This is a genomic window from Caldimonas hydrothermalis (assembly GCF_056746695.1).
This window is the reverse complement of the sequence record NZ_JBWQXA010000001.1, coordinates 466,222-486,432: the sequence shown is the minus strand read 5'-3', so window position 1 is coordinate 486,432 and position 20,211 is coordinate 466,222. Positions and strand designations below refer to the sequence as shown.

Annotated in this window: 17 protein-coding genes; 15 read left to right on the top strand and 2 right to left on the bottom strand. The window is 69.9% G+C overall.

Annotated elements, in window-relative coordinates; genetic code table 11:
* Positions 1 to 103 precede the first annotated feature (103 nt).
* The gene (locus tag AC1ECW_RS02380) at positions 104 to 373 is read left to right on the top strand and encodes a hypothetical protein (protein WP_409709073.1); all 270 of its coding nucleotides are present in this window, start codon (positions 104 to 106) and stop codon (positions 371 to 373) included.
* Positions 374 to 458: 85 nt separating this feature from the next.
* On the opposite strand, the gene AC1ECW_RS02375 is transcribed toward AC1ECW_RS02380, so the two are convergent.
* Positions 459 to 2,321 carry a phosphoenolpyruvate carboxykinase (GTP) gene (locus AC1ECW_RS02375; protein WP_481201099.1) on the bottom strand — a complete coding sequence of 621 codons (1,863 nt, stop codon included), beginning with the start codon at positions 2,319 to 2,321 and terminating at the stop codon, positions 459 to 461.
* A 429-nt stretch (positions 2,322 to 2,750) separates the two neighbouring features.
* Between AC1ECW_RS02375 and AC1ECW_RS02370 the strand changes: the two genes are divergently transcribed.
* Positions 2,751 to 3,629: an ABC transporter substrate-binding protein gene (locus AC1ECW_RS02370; protein WP_481201098.1), complete on the top strand. Its 879-nt coding sequence runs from the start codon at positions 2,751 to 2,753 to the stop codon at positions 3,627 to 3,629.
* 9 nt (positions 3,630 to 3,638) lie between these two features.
* Positions 3,639 to 4,217, top strand: a complete 579-nt coding sequence (locus AC1ECW_RS02365; RefSeq protein WP_409709082.1) for an MOSC domain-containing protein — start codon at positions 3,639 to 3,641, stop codon at positions 4,215 to 4,217.
* A gap of 6 nt (positions 4,218 to 4,223) precedes the next feature.
* On the opposite strand, the gene AC1ECW_RS02360 is transcribed toward AC1ECW_RS02365, so the two are convergent.
* Positions 4,224 to 5,294: an AbrB family transcriptional regulator gene (locus AC1ECW_RS02360; RefSeq protein WP_409709088.1), complete on the bottom strand. Its 1,071-nt coding sequence runs from the start codon at positions 5,292 to 5,294 to the stop codon at positions 4,224 to 4,226.
* A gap of 267 nt (positions 5,295 to 5,561) precedes the next feature.
* Between AC1ECW_RS02360 and AC1ECW_RS02355 the strand changes: the two genes are divergently transcribed.
* The 12 genes from AC1ECW_RS02355 to AC1ECW_RS02300 all read left to right on the top strand — a co-directional run bounded on the left by AC1ECW_RS02355 (position 5,562) and on the right by AC1ECW_RS02300 (position 20,208).
* Positions 5,562 to 6,227, top strand: coding sequence for an energy transducer TonB (locus AC1ECW_RS02355; protein ID WP_481201097.1), 666 nt, complete (start codon positions 5,562 to 5,564; stop codon positions 6,225 to 6,227).
* A gap of 2 nt (positions 6,228 to 6,229) precedes the next feature.
* A complete protein-coding gene (locus AC1ECW_RS02350) occupies positions 6,230 to 6,973 on the top strand; it encodes a MotA/TolQ/ExbB proton channel family protein (protein ID WP_409710760.1) in 744 nt (247 codons plus the stop codon).
* Positions 6,974 to 6,991: 18 nt separating this feature from the next.
* A complete protein-coding gene (locus AC1ECW_RS02345; protein WP_409710763.1) occupies positions 6,992 to 7,414 on the top strand; it encodes an ExbD/TolR family protein in 423 nt (140 codons plus the stop codon).
* 114 nt (positions 7,415 to 7,528) lie between these two features.
* Entirely contained in the window at positions 7,529 to 9,643 is a 2,115-nt protein-coding gene (locus AC1ECW_RS02340; RefSeq protein WP_481201096.1) for a TonB-dependent siderophore receptor, read from the top strand.
* A gap of 40 nt (positions 9,644 to 9,683) precedes the next feature.
* A complete protein-coding gene (locus tag AC1ECW_RS02335; protein ID WP_409708838.1) occupies positions 9,684 to 10,934 on the top strand; it encodes a PepSY-associated TM helix domain-containing protein in 1,251 nt (416 codons plus the stop codon).
* Between the two features lie 35 nt (positions 10,935 to 10,969).
* Positions 10,970 to 13,123 carry a TonB-dependent siderophore receptor gene (locus AC1ECW_RS02330; protein ID WP_409708841.1) on the top strand — a complete coding sequence of 718 codons (2,154 nt, stop codon included), beginning with the start codon at positions 10,970 to 10,972 and terminating at the stop codon, positions 13,121 to 13,123.
* A gap of 212 nt (positions 13,124 to 13,335) precedes the next feature.
* Complete coding sequence (locus AC1ECW_RS02325) at positions 13,336 to 14,109, top strand: ferredoxin--NADP reductase (protein WP_409708844.1); 774 nt, start codon at positions 13,336 to 13,338, stop codon at positions 14,107 to 14,109.
* Between the two features lie 164 nt (positions 14,110 to 14,273).
* Positions 14,274 to 15,449 carry a thiolase family protein gene (locus AC1ECW_RS02320; protein ID WP_409710103.1) on the top strand — a complete coding sequence of 392 codons (1,176 nt, stop codon included), beginning with the start codon at positions 14,274 to 14,276 and terminating at the stop codon, positions 15,447 to 15,449.
* 77 nt (positions 15,450 to 15,526) lie between these two features.
* Positions 15,527 to 16,705: an imelysin family protein gene (locus tag AC1ECW_RS02315; RefSeq protein WP_481201095.1), complete on the top strand. Its 1,179-nt coding sequence runs from the start codon at positions 15,527 to 15,529 to the stop codon at positions 16,703 to 16,705.
* The gene (locus AC1ECW_RS02310; protein WP_481201094.1) at positions 16,702 to 18,129 is read left to right on the top strand and encodes a di-heme oxidoreductase family protein; all 1,428 of its coding nucleotides are present in this window, start codon (positions 16,702 to 16,704) and stop codon (positions 18,127 to 18,129) included. The genes AC1ECW_RS02315 and AC1ECW_RS02310 overlap by 4 nt, the downstream gene beginning before the upstream one ends.
* The gene (locus AC1ECW_RS02305; protein ID WP_481201093.1) at positions 18,126 to 19,163 is read left to right on the top strand and encodes an imelysin family protein; all 1,038 of its coding nucleotides are present in this window, start codon (positions 18,126 to 18,128) and stop codon (positions 19,161 to 19,163) included. The genes AC1ECW_RS02310 and AC1ECW_RS02305 overlap by 4 nt, the downstream gene beginning before the upstream one ends.
* Positions 19,153 to 20,208 (top strand): DUF1513 domain-containing protein, encoded by a 1,056-nt coding sequence (locus tag AC1ECW_RS02300; RefSeq protein WP_481201092.1) that lies wholly within the window; start codon positions 19,153 to 19,155, stop codon positions 20,206 to 20,208. Before AC1ECW_RS02305 ends, AC1ECW_RS02300 begins: the two co-directional genes overlap by 11 nt.
* The last annotated feature ends 3 nt before the right edge of the window (positions 20,209 to 20,211 follow it).

Here is a 20,211-nt window from a genome sequence, read left to right as displayed (position 1 = left end):
GTGAATGTCTGTGATTCCAACAATCCATTGGCGATATACCTAGGGTTTACCCTAGACTTCCTGTCAACACGTCAAGGATGGCGTGCATTGAAAGGAAAACACCATGTCTGCCACCACCATCAAGCTCCCGTCGGCCCCGGTCATTACCGCCGCCCCGCGCGGTGCGGCTTGGGCAGCCAACCTGTTCGCCAGCCTCCTGCAGGGCCTGCGTGCCGTCGGCCACAACCTGATCGAGCAGCGCCGCCTGTGGGCCGAGAGGCGCGCTATCCAGGAGATGCTGCGCTTGGCCGACACCTACAGCATCAGCCAGCCCGGTTTTGCTGCCGAGCTGCGGGCGGCAGCGACGCGTCTGCAATCCTCGCGAGACGAGTGAGCGCTTACCTGCAAGACGCCCGCGCCGCCAACGTGGGCGTGTGAAAAAGCCGCCCGAGGGCGGCTTTGGCCTGCTGAGGGCCCGCTCAGGCCGTCAGGCGCCGGGCCAGCCGTTCCTTGGTCTCGACCAGCTCGCGGGGCAGGCGGTGCGAAAGCTGCTCGAAGAGTTCGTCGTGCAGCCGCAGTTCCTGCTGCCATGCGGCGAGGTCGAGGTGGGTCACCAGGCCGTACTGCTGGGCGCTGAAGTCCAGGCCGTCCCAGTGCAGGTCCTCGTAGCGCGGGGTCACGCCGAAGATGTGCTCCTCGCCGCGGCCGTGGCCTTCGATACGGTCGATCATCCACTTCATCACGCGCATGTTCTCGCCGAAGCCCGGCCACACGAAGTGGCCGGCCTCATCCTTGCGGAACCAGTTGACGGTGTAGATGCGCGGCAGCTGTGCGCCACTGGCTTGCAGCTTGCGGCCCAGATCGAGCCAGTGTTGGAAGTACTCGGCCATGTTATAGCCGGCAAAGGGCAGCATCGCGAAGGGGTCACGGCGCACCACGCCTTGCTGGCCGAAGGCCGCGGCGGTGGTCTCTGAGCCCATCGTGGCGGCCATGTAGACGCCTTCGACCCAGTTGCGCGCCTCGGTCACCAGCGGCACGGTGGTGCTGCGGCGCCCACCGAAGATGAAGGCGTCAATGGGCACGCCGGCCGGGTCGTCCCAGGCGGGGTCGAGTGCAGGGTTGTTCGTGGCCGCCACGGTGAAGCGCGCGTTGGGGTGCGCCGCCTTGCGGCCGGTGTCCTTGGCAATCTGCGGCGTCCAGTCCTGGCCCTGCCAGTCGATGGCATGCTCGGGCGCCGGGCCCATGCCCTCCCACCACACATCGCCGTCGTCGGTGAGCGCCACGTTGGTGAAGATCACGTTCTCGCGCAGCGAGGCCATGCAGTTGGGGTTGGTCTTCTCGTTCGTGCCCGGGGCCACGCCGAAGTAGCCTGCTTCGGGGTTGATCGCGTACAGGCGGCCGTCCCGGCCGGGTTTGATCCAGGCGATGTCATCGCCGATGGTCGTGACCTTCCAGCCCTCGAAGCCCTTGGGCGGAATGAGCATCGCGAAGTTGGTCTTGCCGCACGCGCTGGGGAAGGCGGCGGCGATGTGGTACTTCTTGCCTTGCGGGTTGGTCACGCCCAGGATGAGCATGTGCTCGGCCAGCCAGCCCTGCTCACGGCCCATCGTGGAGGCGATGCGCAGCGCGAAGCACTTCTTGCCCAGCAGGGCATTGCCGCCGTAGCCCGAGCCGTAGCTCCAGATCTCGCGGGTCTCGGGGTAGTGGACGATGTACTTGGTCTGGTTGCATGGCCAGGCGACATCTTTCTGGCCGGGTGAAAGCGGCGCGCCCACGCTGTGCACGCAGGGCACGAAATCGCCGTCGGTGCCCAGCACGTCGAACACGGCCCGGCCCATGCGGGTCATGATGCGCATGTTCACGGCCACATAGGGGCTGTCGGAGAGTTCGATGCCGATGTGGGCGATGGGCGAACCCAGCGGGCCCATCGAGAAGGGCACCACGTACATCGTGCGACCGCGCATGCAGCCTTTGAACAGCGCGTTGGGCCCGGTTTGCAACAGGGCGCGCATCTGCTCGGGCGCCATCCAGTTGTTCGTCGGGCCGGCGTCTTCTTGCTTGGCCGTGCAGATGAAGGTGCGGTCTTCCACGCGGGCCACGTCGCTGGGATCGCTCCAGGCCAGATAGCTGCCCGGGCGCTTGGCAGGGTTGAGCCGCCGGAAGGTGCCTGCTTGCACGAGCTGCTCGCACAGGCGGTCGTACTCGGCTTGGCTGCCGTCGCACCAGTGGATCGCGTCGGGCTCGGTCAGGGCGGCGATCTCGGCCACCCAGGCCAGCACCTTGGCGTTTTTCACATAGGCCGGGGCCTGCAGCCTCAGGCCCTGCATGGCAGGTTGGTTCATGGTCACTCCAATCGTTGAAAAACCGAAAGCGGGATTTGGAGAGCCTCGGACCGACCCGCCGCAAGGGGCAGGGCGCTGGGGCTGGTGCTCGGGGCTCGCCAAATGCCGCAAGGCCGCACGCCACCAAGCGCACGGCCGCACTGCTTCGGCCCCTTGGGACTGCGTCGTGCGCAGGCCGGGGGCGTCGAACGCGGGAACACCGGGATGTGGGCCGCTGGCCCCCGCTGACAGGCCGTCTGTCCAGTGTAATCCGGTGGTAACTCGAGGGTGACATGGGTTTATGCAGTTTCGGTATGGGGGCATGCCCGGCGCATCGGTCGTTGTGCGCGAGAACGCCGGCGGCGGCGCCGAGCGGGGGGAGGGCTGGGGCCGGGCCGAAGCCGGCGTTCAGTAAGATGTGCGTCCCGTTGCCCGATCCGCGCGTTGCCCATGGCCTGTCTCCTCGTTTCGCGCCGCGACCTGCTGCGCGCCGCCGGCGCGGCGCCGCTGGCTGCCTGGTGCGGGGCGGTCCGTGCCCAGCAGCGCCGCCCCCAGACACAGGCCTTGCTGGTGGGGGTGGCCACCTCCTTGCACGACAGCGGCTTTGCGCTGCACATCCGTCGTGCCATCGCACGCGACACGGGCTTGGCCGTGGACACCACCCCGGGGCCCAGCGAGCGCATGTTGGCCTTGCTGGAGCAGGGGGAGGTCGATGTGGCCATCACCCATGCGCCGCAGGCCGAGGAGGCCTTGCTGCGGCAGGGTCTGGTGCACGACCGGCGCTTCGTGGCGTCCAACCGTTTTCTCCTGGCCGGGCCGATGGAGCGCCCGGCGGCGCCGGTCAAGGGCCGCAAGGCCCCGCCGCCGCGCGATCCGCTGGGCCTGGCCGGTGGCGCGGACGTGGCCGCGGCACTGGTGCGGCTGGCGCAGGCCGGGACCCAGGGGCAGGCCTTGTTCGTGGCCCCTGCCGAGCGCACCGGCGCACGGGCCAAGGAGCGCTCGCTGTGGCAGGCCGCGGGCCTGGAGCCGCAGGGGCCCTGGTACCAGCGGGCCGTCGGCGGCATGGCCGAGACCCTTGCCCAGGCCAACGAACGGGGTGCTTATGTGCTGGTGGACCGCGGCGTCTGGCTCACCTCGCGCCAGCGCGACCGGCTGGGGGTCGTCGTGGAGGGCGATGCTCGGCTGGCCGACTTCTACCATGCGATGCGGTCCTTCCGGGTCAACCACCCGGCCGGCAAGCTCTTCCTGGACTGGTTGACCGGCCCCACCGGGCGCCGTGCCGTCGCCTTGGCGCCTGGCGGCTACTCGGCCACCATGCCGCGCGGTTGAGTCACGGATATGCCTGTCGTGGGCCGCGTGCTGTCCGTCCAGGTCGGGGCCGCCCGCCTGCTGAGGATCCAGGGCCGTGAGGTGCTCAGCGCCTATGGGAAACAGCCGGTGCCAGGGGGTGTGAGCGTCGGCTGCTTGGGCTTGGAAGGTGACGAGCAGGCCGACCCCAGCGTGCACGGGGGGCTGTCCAAGGCGGTTTACGCCTACCCCTTCGAGCACTATGCCTTTTGGCGCACCGTGCGCGCCCAGGCCCGTGTGGCGCCGTGGGACGAGGCGCTGCCACCCGGCGCCTTGGGCGAGAACCTGACGCTGACCGGCTTGACCGAGTCCCAGGCCTGGATCGGTGATGTGCTGAAGTTCCCGGACTGCGCGCTGGCGATCAGCGAGCCGCGCTATCCCTGCTTCAAGTTCGAGCATGCGATGGGCTTTCGCCAGTCGGCCCGGCTGATGGCGCAATCGGGCTACTGCGGCTTCTACCTGGCCGTGCGCGAGGAAGGCACCGTGCGTGCCGGCGATGCCTTCGAGCTGGTGCCGGGCCCGCGCGAGGTGAGCATCGCCGAGCTGTTCGCCGCGCGGATGCGGCGCTGATCTCCTTCAGCCCAGCCAGCCGCGTCGACTCAGCCACCCGAACAGCGGCCCGGACAGCAGCACCACGGCGGCCATGCGCGTGACGTGGAAGGCCGTCACGATGGGCACGCCCAGTTGCAGCACCTTGGCGGTGATGCACATCTCGGCGATGCCGCCGGGCGAGGTGCCCAACATCACCGTGGCCGGATGCAGGCCCACCCAGCGGGCCAGCACCCAGGCAAAGCCCGCGCACAGCACGATCATCGCCAAAGTGCCGACGGCCACGCTGGCCAGCCAGCGCGGGGCGGTGCGGACGAAATCCGGCGAAAAGCGCGTGCCCAGGGCCACGCCGATGAAGACCTGGCCGAGGTGGGTCATCCACGTCGGCAGGGCCGACAGCTCGACGCCGCTGGCAGTGAGCGTGGCCGCCACGGCCAGCGAGCCCAGCACCCACGGTGTGGGCTTGCCCAGGTGCTGCAGCAGCAGCGAGCCCGCGCAGGTCAGCGCGATCAGCAGCGCCAGCCCGGCGCCGTGCACCACGGCAGGGCCGGGCACGAAGGGGTCCAGACCGCGCAGGCCCAACGCCTGGAAGCCGAACGGCAGGAGGATCACCACCAGCAGAATGCGCACGCTGTGGGCCGAGGCCACCAGGTCCACCCGGCCGCCGTGGCGCTCGGCCAGCATCGCCATTTCCGAGGCGCCGCCGATCGCGCTGGCGAAATAGGTGGTGGCGGCATTCAGGCCCGGCCGGCCACGGTGCAGCCGCGCCAGCACCAGGCCAAAGGCCAGCCCCAGCGCCAGCGCCCACACGATGCCCGCCACGATGCCGGCCGCATGATGCAGGACCACGCCCACCACTTGGGGGGTGAAATACAGACCCAAGGCCGTGCCGATGGCCCAGTGCCCGGCGCTGCGCAACACCGTGCTGCCGGCCAGCGGCAGCCCGGCCACGCAGCCGGCGGCCGTGACGAGCAGGGGCCCGATCATCCAGGGCAAGGGCGTGCCCAGCCGCTCGCAGGCCCAGCCGGCCAGCCCGGCCAGCACCAGGGTGGCCACGATGCGCACAGGACGGGGCAGGGAAGACAAGGCGCTCGCCATGGACAAGTGCAGGCCCTCGGGGACACAGGCCCGAGATGCTAGACGATGACCGTCATCGCACACAGCGGCCGGTGACGGGCGCAGCCTGCCGGCAGGACAATGTGCGCGGTGCTCGCACTCTGGAGGCCGAAGCCGTCCGGGTTCTCCCTATAATGCGAATCGTTCTCATTACTAGTGGATAAAGTGACCTCTGCCTCTTCATCGGCGCCGACGCCGGCTTGGGCCGATCTGGATTTGCGTGGATGGCCGGGTGCGGGTGAGCCGGGCTTGGGTCGCCGCGAGCGGGTGCTGGCTCTGGCGGCCGTGGTGGCCGCTCACGTCGGCGCTGGCTGGGGCCTGTTGCAAATCGAGGCCGTGCGCAGCGCGGTGGGCGAGGCCGCCCCCATCTTCGTGGAGTTCTTGACGGCCGCGCCGCCGCCCCCGCCGGCGGTGGTGCCGCCGCCTCCGCCCCCGCCCCCGCCGCGCCCTGTGGTGCGCAAGCCTCCGCCGCCGGCCCCGGTGATCGCGGCGCCGGCTCCGCCCGAGCCGGCGCCCGCGCCTTTCGTGGCGCCGCCTCCGCCGTCCGAGCCCGCACCGCCGCCGGAGCCGGCCGTGTCGCTCACGCCACCGGCCCCGCCCGCGCCGCCGGCTCCGCCGGCCCCCCAACCCAAGACCGTGTCGGCCAGCGCGGTGCAGTACCTCAGCCCGCCGCGGGTCCAGTACCCGCCGCTGTCACGCCGTCTGGGTGAGAAGGGGCGTGTGGTCCTGCTGGTGCTCGTCGACGAACAAGGCCGGCCGGTGCAGGCCCGGGTGCAGACCTCCTCGGGTTTCCAGCGCCTGGACGATGCGGCCGTCCATGCAATGCGCAGCGCGCGTTTCCGCCCCTACACCGAAAACGGGGTGCCCCAGGCCGTCTGGGTGCCGGCCCCCATCGTCTTTGATCTGGAGAACTGAACATGAATCCCGAAACCCCTGCTCTGGGCTTTGCCCACTTCATTGCCCAGGCCGACGCAGTAGGCAAGGCCCTGCTCGTCGTGTTGCTGCTGATGTCGGCGATCTCCTGGTACCTGATCGTGATGAAGGGCATCACGGCCTTTCTGCGCCGGCGTCGCAGCGAAGCCTTCCTGACCTTCTTCTGGAACGCCAGCTCGCTCGAACAGGTGCAAAACGAGATCGCCACGCATGGCGTGCGCGACCCCTTCTCGCATCTGACGGCCCACGCGATGCACGCCCAGGCCCACCATGCCAAGTACGGCGCGGCCAAGCTGGAGGAGGCGGGCAGCGCACAGGATTTCCTCACGCGCACGATGAAGAAGGTGCTCGACGAGGAGCACACCCGCCTGGAAAACGGCTTGACGGTGCTGGCCACCATCGGGGCCACCGCGCCCTTCGTGGGCCTGTTCGGCACGGTCTGGGGCGTGTACCACGCGCTCGTGGCCATCGGCATGAGCGGTGCGGGCACGCTGGACAAGGTCGCCGGCCCGGTGGGTGAGGCCCTCATCATGACCGGCCTGGGTCTGGCCGTGGCCATTCCGGCGGTGATGGGCTACAACTGGCTCACCCGCAGCAATCGCGTGCTCACCGCCAAGCTCGATTCCTTTGCCTTCGACCTGTTTGCCTTCCTGTCCACCGGCCAGGCTTTGGGCGGTGGCGCGCGCACGGAAAACGTTCGGCCGATCAAGCCGGCCACCAAGGCCTGAGCGCCCAGGAGAACCGCGATGGCCTTTGGCAGTTTCGACAACAAGTCCTCGGGCGCTCCGATGGCCGAGATCAACATGGTGCCGCTCATCGACGTGATGCTGGTGCTGTTGGTGATCTTCATCGTCACCGCGCCGCTGCTCACGCATTCGGTCAAGCTCGACCTGCCGCAGGTCAGCGCCCATGAAAACCAGCTCAAGCCCGAGAAAATCGAGTTCGCGATCGACGCGGCCGGCACGCGCTACTGGAACGGCGAGGTGGTCACCCGCGAGCAGGCCATCGAGCGCTTCCAGGCCGAAGGCGCCCGGCCCCAGGCCCAGCGCCCCGAGGTGCACCTGCGCGCCGACCAATCGGTGCCCTACCGTTTCGTCGCCGAAACCCTGGCCGATGCCTCCAAGGCCGGCCTGAGCAAGATCGGTTTCATCAGTGAACCCGAGCAATAGGCCATAGATCCGGCAGAGGCTCGCCCTCCGCCTTCTTCGTCGTACCCAGGCCCCGTCACGCCCGTGGCGGACCCAGGCAAAACACCAGAACAACAGCCTTGTTGGAGTTTTGCCGTGCCTGTGTCTTTCCGTCCCGTTTTGCGCGCCGTGCCTTGGGCCAGCCTGCTCGCTGTGGCCCTGCCCGTGGCTGCCCAGACCCCTGCGGCCGAGGCCCTGCCCGAGGTCACCGTCAGCGCCGAGCGCGATCGCGAGACGGCCACCGGCCCGGTACCCGGCTACACCCCGCGTCGTGCGGCCAGTGCCACCAAGACCGACACGGCCCTGTCGGAGACGCCTCAGTCGATCACCCTCGTCACACGCGACCTCATCACCGACACCGGCGCCACCGGCTTGCAGGATGCGCTCAACTACGCTGCCGGGGTGCGCTCCGACGCCTACGGCCTGGATTCGCGCACGGACTCGGCCCGCATCCGAGGCACCGATGCCGCTGAGTATCTGGACGGCCTGCGCAAGCACCTGAGCGGCTACTACACCAGCAATACACGCACCGACCCCTACACGCTCGAACGCATCGAGGTGCTGCGTGGTCCTTCGGCCATGCTGTTTGGGCAAGGCAGCGTTGGCGGGCTCATCAACATGGTCAGCAAGCGCCCGCTGGCCGAGGCGCAGCGCGAAGTGGGCGTGCAGTTCGGCAGCTTCAACCGCAAGCAGCTGCAGGCCGACCTGACCGGCCCGCTCACCGACGATGGCCAATGGCTCTATCGCCTGGTGGCCGTGGGTCGCGACAGCGACACCCAGGTGGACCACGTGCGCGACGACCGCAAGCTCATTGCGCCGTCACTGACCTGGCGTCCCAGCGCCAGCACCTCGCTCACGCTGCAGGCCTTGTGGCAGGAGGACAAGACCGGCTCCACCGCGCAGTTCTTTCCCTGGGCGGGCATGGTGTCCGACAACCCCAACGGACGCATCCCCACCGACACCTTCATCGGCGAGCCCGGGGTGGACCGCTACGACTCCAAGCGGCGCAGCATCGGGTGGCAGTTCGAACACCGCTTCAGCGAGGCCTGGGCGGTGCGTCAGAACCTGCGCTACTCCGAGAACAAGGTCGTCTACCACACCATCTACGGTGATTCCTTCTCCTCGCCCGGCGGCTGGCCGGCCGACCCGGTGAACCAGCGTGTGCTGGGCCGCATCGGCTGGTTCCAGCACAACAAGCTGAACCAGATCGCGGCGGATCAGCATGTGGAAGGGCAGTTCGCAACGGCAGGCGTGCGCCACAGGTTGCTGGCTGGATTGGATGTCTCGCGTGCCACGGCACGGACCTCACAGGCCTACATACCTGCGGGTACAGCCATCCCCGACATTGACGTCTACGATCCGGTCTACACGGGCTTCACCGTGCCCGACCTCACCGCGCTGCCGAAGAACACCGTGTCGCAAACGGGCGTCTATCTGCAGGACCAGTTGCGGCTCGCCGACCACTGGGTGGTGGTCGCAGGCCTGCGGCACGACCGGGTGAACAACGAGGTGGCGGGGGCCGACGATGCCAAGACGTCCGCCACGACCCGCCGACTGGGCCTGCTCTACGAGGCCGACAATGGCTTGTCGCCCTACCTGAGCTACAGCGAGGCCTTTACACCGGTGACCGGCCTGGACTGTTCCGGGGACCTGCTCGAGCCCCAGCGTGGCAAGCAGTGGGAAGCGGGCGTGAAGTACCTGCCGTCGGAGCGGCAGATCGCCCTGGGGTTGGCGATCTACGACTTGCGCGAGAAGAGCCGCTCGGTGTCCGGCACCGGCCCGAACTGCGTGCAGCAGGTGGGTGAGACCCAGACGCGAGGGGTCGAACTCGAAGCCAAGGCCACTGTGGCGCGCGTGGTGGATGTGGTGGCCAGCTACAACTACACCGACCTCGACGAAACCCTCGAGGCCGTGCCCGAAAACCAGGCCTCGGTCTGGGCGAAATACCGCTTTGCTCTGGGCGGCACCCCCGGCTTCTCGGCCGGCCTGGGCCTGCGCTGGCTCGACGCCTTCCGCAACGCCCCGGCGCCAACCACGCCGAGCGTCACGCTGCTCGATGCGCTGCTGGCCTGGGAGAACCCGACCTGGCGGGCCGCGCTGAACGTCACCAACCTGACCGACAAGACCTACGTGGCCACCTGCCTGGGCCGCGGCGACTGCTGGTACGGCGCGCGCCGCACCGTCAATGCCACCGTTACCTACCGTTTCTGACCCGTCATCGCCAGCCTTACAGAAAGAAAGAGAGCCAGCCATGACCCGCCACTTCTGGGTGCTTGCCCACCGCTATGCCGGCCTGGCGATCGCGGGGTTCCTCGTGATCGCCGGACTCACCGGCAGCCTGCTTGCCTTCTACGACGAGATCGACACCGCGCTGAACCCCGAGCTGATGCTGGTGGAGGACCGCAGCGACATGCCGCTGCTCGATCCGCTCGTGCTGCGCGAGCGTGTCGAAAAAGCGCTGCCCGGCAACGCCCATCTCGACTACCACCCGCTGCACCGCGAGCCGGGCCGCTCACACAAGCTCTACGCCTGGCGCCTGGTGGGCCCCGAGGGTGCGCAGACGCTGCGCTTCTATGAAGTGTTCGCCGACCCGTACACCGCCGAGGTGTTGGGCGAGCGCGAGCGCGGCGCCTGGGTCTTCGACCGCGCCCACTTCATGCCGCTGATGTACCAGCTGCACTATGCGCTCACCATTCCCTACCCCTGGGGCATGTGGCTCTTCGGCGTGATCTCCTTCGTCTGGCTGTTCGACAGCTTCGTGGGCTTCTACCTCACGCTGCCACGCCGCCGCGAGGGCTTCTGGAAGGGCTGGAAGCTGGCCTGGCTCGTGAAGTGGTCCGGCAGCGCTTACCGCATCAACTTCGACCTGCACCGCGCGCTCAGCCTGTGGCTGTGGGGCATGCTCATCCTGTTCGCGGTGTCCAGCGTGAGCCTCAACCTCAAAGACGAGCTCTACCTGCCCGTGCTCAAGCGCATCGTGCCCACGGTGGATGCCCACGAGGCCCTGCCCGACTTGCACCACGCCCCGCTGATGCAGGCCAACATGAGCTGGGAGCAGGCCCGCGAGCGTGGACGCGAGCTCATGGCCGAGCGCGCGGCACGCCACGGCTTCGTGATCGAGCAGGAAGACGCCATCATGTTCGCGCGCGAGCATGGCGCCTGGTACTACTCGGTGATGAGCGACCAGGACTTCGCCGACGACCACGGCCACACCGCCGTCTACTTCTCGGCCCAGGACGAGCACGGCGCCGAACTCGCCTTCGAGCACCCCAAGATCGCGCCTGGCAACACCTTCACGAGCTGGCTGGCCGCCTTGCACATGGGCAAGGTCTTCGGCCTGCCTTACCGGGTGCTCGTGTGCGTGATGGGGCTGGTGATCGTGCTGCTCAGCGTCACCGGTGTCGTGATCTGGTGGCGCAAGCGCCGCGGCCGCCGGGCCGTGCCGTCCGAGGCCGCGGCCCCCGCGACGGCGGCGCCGCACATGCGCGAAGACCTGGCCTGAATCGCATTCCCTTCCTCGACCTTTCCGGAGTTGTCATGCCCGTGTCCCGGCCGCAGCCCCCGCGCCCTCATCCCCTCCTGCACGCCCTCGCCTTGTGGCTGGGCGCCACCACCGCCGCCTGGGCGGCCGACGAGCCCGCCGTCGCGGCGGGCGAGGCCCTGCCGGCCATCACCGTCACCGGTCAGTCCGAACGCACCGCCACCGAAGGCCGCGACAGCTACACCACCCGCGCCACCCACACCGCCACCGGCCTGAGACTCTCGCCGCGCGAGACACCGCAGTCCATCAGCGTGGTCACGCGCTCGCAGATCGACGACTTCGCGTTGCGCGACGTGCGCGATCTGCTGTCGGCCACCGGCGGCGTGCGCGTCGAACGGGTCGAGACCGACCGCACCTACTACAGCGCCCGCGGTTTCGACATCATCAACTTTCAGGTCGATGGCCTGGGCCTACCCTTTGCCACCGGCGACCAGCTCGGCGACATCGACACTGCGCTGTACGACCGTGTCGAGGTGGTCAAGGGCGCCAACGGCCTGAGCTCGTCCACCGGCAACCCCTCGGCCACCGTCAACTTCGTGCGCAAGCGGCCCACGCCGGGCTTGCAGGCCTCGGCCGGCCTCACGCTGGGGTCGTGGAACCAGCGCCGCCTCGACGCCGATGTGGGCGGCGCGCTCAACGCAGCCCACAGCCTGCGCGCCCGCGTGATCGCCGCGGTGGAGGACAGGGATTCCTATCTGGATCGCTACCACCTGCGCAAAACCGTGCTGGGCACCGTGCTCGAGGCCGACCTCGGCCCCGACACCGTGCTCACCGGCGGGCTGAGCCAGCAGCGCAACCGGCCCGAGGGCGTCATGTGGGGCGGCCTGCCGCTGCATCGAAGCGACGGCAGCCTGACGAACTACCCGCGCTCGGCCAGCAGCGCGCCCGGGTGGACCTACTGGCACACCGACGACACTCAGGCTTTCGTGGAGCTCGATCACGGTTGGGGCGGCGGCTGGCGCAGCCGCGCCACGGTGCTGCACCGTGAGCTGGCGTCGGACGCCGAACTGTTCTACGTGGCCGGCACCCTCAACCCCGATGGCTCGGGCCTGAGCACCTACCCCTCGGCCTATCGCCACCGTGAACGCCAATGGGTGGCCGATATGAACCTCGGCGGCCCCTTCACCCTGGCCGGACGCGCGCACGAGGCGCGGGTGGGCCTGAGCTGGTCGCGCAGCGTCAACGCGCTGCGCTCGAGCTACGCCGGCGTGGGCGAGTCCCTGAGCGAGGAGGCCATGCTCGACGGCAGCACCCCGCGCCCTGGTTTCGACAAAGAGCGGGTCGACGGGTTCGCCGACTTCGCCGACTACCGTCGCACCCTGTATGGCGTGGTGCGCTTCAACCTGAGCGATGACTTCAAGCTCATCACCGGCGCCAACCTGACGCAGGCCCGCAGCGACGGCATCCAGTACGGGGAGACCCACCGCTACCGCAAGCGCAAGACCACGCCCTACCTCGGCGCGCTGGTCGACCTGGACGCCCATCACACCGTCTATGCGAGCTACACGAAGATCTATAACCCGCAGTTCAAGATCGACGTGGACAACCGCGTGCTCGATCCCCTGGAGGGCCGCAGCGTCGAGGCGGGCGTGAAGGGCGAATGGCTGGACGGCCGCCTCCAGGGCGGCTTGGCCGTCTTCCGCGTGACGCAGGAGAACGACCCGGTCTATGCCGGCTTCGGCCCCAACGGCAGCTACTACGAAGGCATCGACGCCACCTCCACCGGCTTCGAGCTGGACCTGGCCGGCCGCATCGGCCGCGACTGGGAGCTCGCCGGCAGCTACACCCAGCTGCGGCTGGAAGACGACGACGGCAACGCCGCGCGCACCTTCGTGCCGCGCCGCATGTTTCGCCTGGCCGCGAGCTACCGTGTGCCGGCCCTGCCGGGCCTGAAACTGGGTGCGTCGGTGAACTGGCAAAGCCGCAGCTACCGCGACGAGGCGCTGGCCGGCGGCGGCACCACGCGGGTGCTGCAGGACGGCTACGCCCTGGTCGACCTGATGGCCCGCTACGAGATCAGCAAGCACCTGAGCGCCGGCCTGAACCTGCGCAACGTCACCAACGAGCGCTACCTCAGCAGCCTGTATTGGTCGCAGAACTACGCGGGGGCGCCCCGCCACGTGAGCGCCAGCCTGAACTGGGCGTATTGAGCGCCCCAGGGTCGGGCCCTGCCCGACCAGCCCCCGAGGTTCGCAACACCCTTGCGTTAGATCAGGATGTTATTAGCGTATGGGTGACTCATAGCCTGAGCGAATGTATGATCCGGCCGCGTGCTGCTGCACTGCAGCAGCACGCGGCCCGCGTCAGCCGCTTGCCTGGCGCTCGCTCGAAGTTTCTGTTCCACCCTGCCTGTTGCTCGACCATGAGTGCCTTCAACGAAGAACGTGTGCTGAGCGTGCGTCACTGGACCGACCGTCTGTTCAGCTTCAAGACCACCCGCGACCAGGCTTTCCGCTTCCAGAACGGCCATTTCACGATGATCGGCCTGAAGGTCGAGGGCAAGCCGCTGCTGCGCGCCTACAGCGTGGCCAGCGCGAACTACGAGGATCACCTCGAGTTCTTCAGCATCAAGGTGCCCGACGGCCCGCTGACCTCGCGGTTGCAGCACCTCAAGGAAGGCGACACCATCCTCGTGGGCCGCAAGCCCACCGGCACCTTGCTGCTGGACTATCTGCTGCCCGGCAAGCGCCTGTACCTGCTGGCCACTGGCACCGGGCTGGCGCCTTTCCTCAGCGTGATCCGCGACCCGCACACCTACGAGCGCTTCGAACAGGTGGTGCTGGTGCACGGCTGCCGCCAAGTGGCTGAGCTGGCCTATCAGGATCTCATCACCGAAGAGCTGCCCAAGCACGAGTTCCTGGGCGAGCTGGCCTCCGAGAAGTTGCTGTACTACCCCACGGTCACGCGCGAGCCCTTCCGCCACCAGGGCCGCATCACCACGCTGATCGAGAACGGCAAGCTCTTCGACGACCTCGGCCTGCCCACGCTCGACCGCGAGCACGACCGCGTGATGATCTGCGGCAGCCCGGCCATGCTCAAGGACCTCAAGGGCCTGCTCGATGCGCGCGGCTTCCATGAGGGCAACACCTCCCGGCCTGGCGACTACGTGATCGAGCGCGCCTTCGCCGATCAGTAAACCGCCCTTCGGCGCACCCGCCCCCTGCGGCCCCTGCCCCCGGCAGGGGCCGCAGCGCTTGGGCCCAGCGTGTCGGGCGCGCCCAGCCCAAGCGCTGCCATCCGGCTTGCCCGCCGCGTGATCGGCGACCACAATCACGGCCACCACGCCGCAACGGAGCCTCCATGTCCCAGCCCGTGATCGTCGATGCCGTGCGCACCGCCTTCGGCCGCCGCCAGGGGGCCTTGCGTGAGACCCGTCCGGACGACCTGCTGGCTTTTGCCGTGCGCGGCCTGGTCGAGCGCAGCGGGGTGATGCCAGAGCAGATCGACGACCTCATCGCCGGCTGCGTGAGCCAGGCGGGCGAGCAGGGCGCCAACATCGGGCGGCTGGCGGTGCTGCTGTCGGGCCTGCCCACGCGCGTGGCGGGCGTGTCGCTCAACCGCATGTGCGGCTCCAGCCAGCAGGCCGTGCACTTCGCGGCCCAGGCCATTGCGGCCGGCGATGCGCGCTACGTGATCGCCGGCGGCGTGGAAAGCATGAGCCGCGTGCCCATGTTCCTGGACGTGACGCTCGGCCGCTTCGAGTTCACCGGTTTCGAGGCGCTGAACCCGGCGCTGCGGCAGCGCCATGCCCTGGTGCATCAGATCGAGAGCGCCGAGCGCATCGCCGAGCACTGGGGCCTGTCGCGTGCCGACTGCGACGCGTTCGCGAAGGAAAGCCATCGCCGCGCCCATGCCGCGGCCGAGGCCGGCCGCCATCGCGAAGTGCTGCCCACACCGGGACTGGATGCCGACGGCCGGCCGATCACGCTGGTGCGCGACGAAGGCATCCGCGCCGTGCTCGACGAGGCCCGCATCGCTGCGATGGCCCCGGTGATGCGCCCGCCGGGGCAAGGGGTGGTGACGGCGGCCAACGCCAGCCAGATCTCCGACGGCGCGAGCGCCGTGCTGCTGGCCGACGAAGCCACCGCCCGCGCCGACGGCCTCACGCCCAAGGCGCGCTTTCGAGCGCGCGTGGTGGTGGGCTCCGACCCGGTGATGCAGCTCAGCGGGGTGATCCCCGCCACCCACGAAGCCCTCCGGCGCGCCGGCATCGGCGTGGCCGATTTGGACTGGATCGAGGTCAACGAGGCCTTCGCCAGCGTCGCCCTGTGCTGGGCGCGCGAGTTCCGGCCCGACCTGGCCAAGCTCAACCCCTGGGGCGGCGCGATCGCCCACGGCCACCCGCTGGGCGGCACCGGCGGCGCGCTGCTGGCCAAGATGCTGCACGGCCTGGAAGCCACCGGCGGCACCCTGGGTCTGCAGGTCATGTGCATCGGCCACGGCATGGCCACGGCCACCGTGATCGAGCGGGTTTGAACCTGCCGGATCCAGTCAAGATTGTGAATACGAATAATTCCTAAATACAATGGCGGGCCCGACCCAAGGAGTCCGTCATGAAACACTTGGTCCTGAGCCTGGCCGTGCTGGCCGCCTTTCCGGTGGCGGCCCAGGCCCCGTCGGCCGCCGCACCTGCGGCTGCCGCGGCCGTCACGGCCTCGGCGGTGGTCCGCCACCACGCCGCCCTCGTGCATGCGAGCTACGAGGACACTCTGGCTGCGGCCCGGGCGATGCAAAAGGCCATCGCCGCCTTCCTGGCGGCACCGTCGCAGCAGACCCTGGCCGCCGCACGCCGGGCCTGGCTCGATGCCCGTGAGTTCTACGGTCAGACCGAGGCCTACCGCTTCTACGGCGGCCCCATCGACGACGATGACGGCCCCGAGGGCCGGCTCAATGCCTGGCCGATGGACGAGTCCTACGTCGACTATGTCGAAGGCCAGCCGAAGGCCGGCCTGATCAACGACCGGCGCCAGCCCCTGACCAAACAGGCGCTGATCGGCCTGAACGAGCGCGGTGGCGAGGAGAACATCGCCACCGGCTGGCACGCCATCGAGTTCATGCTCTGGGGCCAGGACCTGTCCGAGACCGGCCCGGGCAATCGCAGCTTCGAGGACTTCATCGACGGCAAGCGCCCCAACGCCGACCGCCGCCGCACCTACCTGCGCCTCGTCACCGAGATCCTCATCGATGACCTGACCGCCCTGGTGCGCGCCTGGGCGCCGGGCGTGAAGAACAACTACCGCGCGGCGTTCGAGCGCGGTGGCAACGAGTCCTTGCGCAAGATGCTGGTGGGCCTGGGCTCGTTGTCGCGCGGCGAGCTGGCCGGCGAGCGCCTGGAGGTGGCCCTGGCCAGCCAGGACCAGGAAGACGAGCACTCCTGCTTCTCCGACAACACCCACCGCGATGCGGTGGCCAATGCCAAGGGCATCGAGAACGTCTGGCTGGGCCGCTACCAGCGCGCCGACGGCCGCATGCTGCAGGGCCCCAGCCTGCGCGAGCTCGTGGCCGCGAAGGATGCGGCCCTGGCCGAGCGCACCACCGCGCAGATCCGCCGCTCGGTGCGGGCCACCGAGGCCATCCAGGCCCCCTTCGACCGCGAGATCCTGGGCGGGCCCGATGCGCCCGGCCGCCAGCGCGTGCAGGCGGCCATCGACAGCCTCACGCAGCAGAGCAAGGACCTGGTGGAGGCGGCGGCGGCCATCGGCATCACCCAGCTCACGCTCGTGCAGCCGTGACAGCCCGCGGCTTCGTGTGCCTGGCGCTGGCCCTCGTGGCCAGCCCGCTGGCCCGGTCCGACACGGCCCCGGCCGAGGCCGACCCCCTGGGCGAGCGCACCGGCGGCGCCACCACCGTGTGGGCCACCGGCAAGAACGCCTTCTCCTTCCCGGCGGCCAACCTGAGCGATGCCGAGCGCACGCGCTTCGTGATCGGCAACTCCTTCTTCAAGCGCAACTGGGTCATCGCGCCGGCCTCCACCACCGCGCGCGACGGCCTGGGCCCGCATTTCATTGCCCGCTCCTGTGGTGCCTGCCACGCGCTGGACGGCCGTGGAGCCCCGCCTGACTTGCGCAAAGGCCTGGCCGACGAACAGCCCCTGGCCCTGCTGCTGCGCCTGTCGGTGCCCGGCACCGACGCCCACGGCGGGCCCAGGCCCGAGCCGGTGTACGGCGACCAGTTCACCAACGCCGCCGTGCCGGGTGTGAAGCCCGAAGGCCAGATCACGATGCGCTGGAAGCCGATCCACGGCCGCTTCGCCGATGGCACGCCCTACACCCTGCAGCAGCCGCTCTACGGCTTTGCCCAGCTCGGCTACGGGCCGATGGCCAAGGACGTGAGGGTCAGCCCGCGCATCGCGCCGCAAGTCATCGGCATCGGCCTGCTCGAAGCCATTCCCGAGGCCGAGATCGAACGCAATGCCGCCGAGCAGGCGGCGATGCCCGGGCCCATCAAAGGCCAGCCCAACCGCGTGTGGGACGTGGTGGCGCAGCGCGAGATGATCGGCCGCTTCGGCTGGAAGGCCAATGTGGCCACCGTGGCGCACCAGACGGCCGGCGCCTTCCTGGGCGACATCGGCATCACCTCGTCCTTCTTCCCTGAGGAAGCCTGCACGCCGAAGCAGACGGACTGCCGCGCCGCACCCCGCGGCGCGCGGGGCCAGGCCCCCGAGATCGACGACAAGACGCTCAACGACGTCATCTTCTACCAGGCCACGCTCGCCCCGCCGGCGCGCCGCAACGCGCGCGACGCGCAGGTGCTGCGCGGCCAGCAGCTCTTTGCCCGGGCCCAGTGTGCGGTGTGCCACCGGCCGAGCTACGTCACCGGCGAAGGCCCCTTCCCGCACCTGAGCAGCCCGGCGCTGAAGGGCCAGACCATCTGGCCTTACACCGACTTGCTGCTGCACGACATGGGCGAGGCCCTGGCGGACGGTCGGCCGGACTTCCGTGCCAATGGCCGCCAGTGGCGCACGCCGCCGCTGTGGGGCATTGGGCTCATCAAGGACGTGAACGGCCACCAGCGCCTGTTGCACGATGGGCGGGCCGATGGCGTACTCGAAGCCATCTTGTGGCATGGTGGTGAGGCCGAAGAGAGCAAGAACCAGGTGCTGCGCATGAGCCGCGAAGACCGCGAGGCCCTGGTGAAATTCGTGGAGTCGTTGTGAAACGACGAGCCCTGCTGTGGCTGTGCGGCGCCGTGGCCTGCGTGGGCACCGCTTGCGCCCAAGCCCCATGGACGCGGGTGGCCGTGCCCTTCTACACGCCGGTGGACCTGCTCGTGGGCTGGCATCGCTTCATCACGGCGCCTCAGGCGCGCGCGCTGCACGAGCAGGCCCAGGCCCTGGCCGGCGCCGTGGACGACCACTGCCAGGGCCGCCTGCCTCTGGAGCGTGTGCGCGGGCAGTGGCGCGACACCACCACCGCCTGGGAGCGCCTGTCGGCGGTGGCCACCGGGCCGCTCATCACGCGTCGCAGCCTGCGCCAGATCGACTTTGCGCCCACGCGTCCCCACCTGATCGAGCGGGCCATCCGCACCCAGCCGCGCGGCGCGGCGGCGATGGAGCGCATCGGCACCCCCGCCAAGGGCCTGCCTGCGCTGGAGTGGCTGCTGTGGACCCAGCCGGCCGCTCCCGCGACACCGGCGTGCACCTATGCCCGGGAGGTGGCGCACGACCTGTTGCGCGAGACCCAGGCCTTGAGCGAAGGCTTTGCCGCCCTGGCCCGGCGCGGCCGCGACGACTGGCCCGAGGACGAGGCCGTGGCGGCCGTGGGGGAGCTGGTCAACCAATGGGTGGGCGGTGTCGAGCGCCTGCGCTGGGCCCAGATGGAAAAGCCCTTGCGCGCCGGCACGCCGCAGGCGCTGCCGCGGCAGGCCAGCGGCACCACTGCACAGAGCTGGCAGACCCACTGGGCGGCTGTGGCGACCCTGGCGCGCGCCGGGGCCGAGGTGCCACTGCCGCTCGAGGGGCCGGTGTCCTTCGAGCTCTACCTGCGCGGGCGAGGCCTCAACGACCTGGCCGACCGCTGGGCCGCGGCGGTCGACGCCGCCGACACCCGCGTGAAGGCCGCCGACCCGAAGACTCCCTCCACGGCGCTGAACGCAGCCCAGGCCCTGGCAGACCTGAAACGACTGGCCGAGGCCGAACTGGCGCCGGCGCTGGAGGTTCGCCTGGGCTTCTCGGATGCCGATGGCGACTGAGCTGACGCGGCGCCAACTCGTGGGCTGGGCCGGGGCCAGCCTGCTGGCGGTGGCCGCGCCCGCCTGGGCGGCGGCTGCGCCCCGCCTGGCCGCCAGTTGGCGCCGCAGCGACCACCAGCACCAGGTGGGCTGGCTGCGCCCCGATCCGTCCCGCGGCCAGTGGCAGGTGGAAGCGGCCCTGGAGGTGCCCACCCGGGCGCATGGCGTGTGGATCGGCCCTGCGGGCGAACTCTATGCGGCGGCCCGCCGCCCGGGCGACTGGCTGCTGCGGTGGGTGCCCGGCCGCGAGCCCCGGTGGGCCTGGATGCCGCCCGAGCGCACGCTCAACGGCCATGTGCTGCTGCATCCCGAGGGCCGCGTGCTGCTGACCACCGAAACCGATCTGGACACCGGCATGGGCTGGGTGGCCGTGCGCGCGGCCGACACGCTGGAGCCGCTGCACGCCTGGCCCACCCGCGGCCGCGATCCGCACCAACTGCTGTGGGACCGTCATCACCCCGACCGCCTGTTCGTGGCCAACGGCGGCATCGAGACGCGGCCCGAGACGGGGCGGCAGAAGCTCGCGCTCGAGGCGATGGACGCCTCGCTCGTCTGCCTGGACACGCGCCGCGGCGAGCTGCGCGGCCAATGGCGGCTGGAGGACACCCGTCTGAGCCTGCGGCACCTGGCCTGGAGCGGTGACCGCCTGGGCGTGGCGCTGCAGGCCGAGCATGACGACGAGGCCCGTCGCCAGGCCGCCCCCTTGCTGGCGCTGCTGGGGCCCCAAGGGCTGCGCGCCGTGCCGTTCGATCGACCCTTGGCCGGCTACGGTGGCGACATCGCCGGCACGCCCGAGGGCTTTGCGGTGGGCTGCCCGCGCGCGGGCGGCGTGGCGCTGTACCACCGCGACGGCCGGCCGTGCGGCTGGGTCGCGTGGCCCGAGGCCTGTGCGCTGGCCACCGATGCGCAGGGCCGGCTGTGGATGGGCGGCCATCCCGGCGCCGGCACCGACGCCGAGCGGCTGGCGCTGCCCGATTTGCGCCTGGACAATCACTGGCGGGTCTGAGCC

Coding starts and splice junctions, on each gene's coding strand:
- AC1ECW_RS02380 (WP_409709073.1), top strand. CDS start 104: ATGTCTGCCACCACCATCAAGCTCCCGTCGGCCCCGGTCATTACCGCC.
- AC1ECW_RS02375 (WP_481201099.1), bottom strand. CDS start 2,321: ATGAACCAACCTGCCATGCAGGGCCTGAGGCTGCAGGCCCCGGCCTAT.
- AC1ECW_RS02370 (WP_481201098.1), top strand. CDS start 2,751: ATGGCCTGTCTCCTCGTTTCGCGCCGCGACCTGCTGCGCGCCGCCGGC.
- AC1ECW_RS02365 (WP_409709082.1), top strand. CDS start 3,639: ATGCCTGTCGTGGGCCGCGTGCTGTCCGTCCAGGTCGGGGCCGCCCGC.
- AC1ECW_RS02360 (WP_409709088.1), bottom strand. CDS start 5,294: ATGGCGAGCGCCTTGTCTTCCCTGCCCCGTCCTGTGCGCATCGTGGCC.
- AC1ECW_RS02350 (WP_409710760.1), top strand. CDS start 6,230: ATGAATCCCGAAACCCCTGCTCTGGGCTTTGCCCACTTCATTGCCCAG.
- AC1ECW_RS02345 (WP_409710763.1), top strand. CDS start 6,992: ATGGCCTTTGGCAGTTTCGACAACAAGTCCTCGGGCGCTCCGATGGCC.
- AC1ECW_RS02335 (WP_409708838.1), top strand. CDS start 9,684: ATGACCCGCCACTTCTGGGTGCTTGCCCACCGCTATGCCGGCCTGGCG.
- AC1ECW_RS02330 (WP_409708841.1), top strand. CDS start 10,970: ATGCCCGTGTCCCGGCCGCAGCCCCCGCGCCCTCATCCCCTCCTGCAC.
- AC1ECW_RS02325 (WP_409708844.1), top strand. CDS start 13,336: ATGAGTGCCTTCAACGAAGAACGTGTGCTGAGCGTGCGTCACTGGACC.
- AC1ECW_RS02320 (WP_409710103.1), top strand. CDS start 14,274: ATGTCCCAGCCCGTGATCGTCGATGCCGTGCGCACCGCCTTCGGCCGC.
- AC1ECW_RS02315 (WP_481201095.1), top strand. CDS start 15,527: ATGAAACACTTGGTCCTGAGCCTGGCCGTGCTGGCCGCCTTTCCGGTG.
- AC1ECW_RS02300 (WP_481201092.1), top strand. CDS start 19,153: ATGGCGACTGAGCTGACGCGGCGCCAACTCGTGGGCTGGGCCGGGGCC.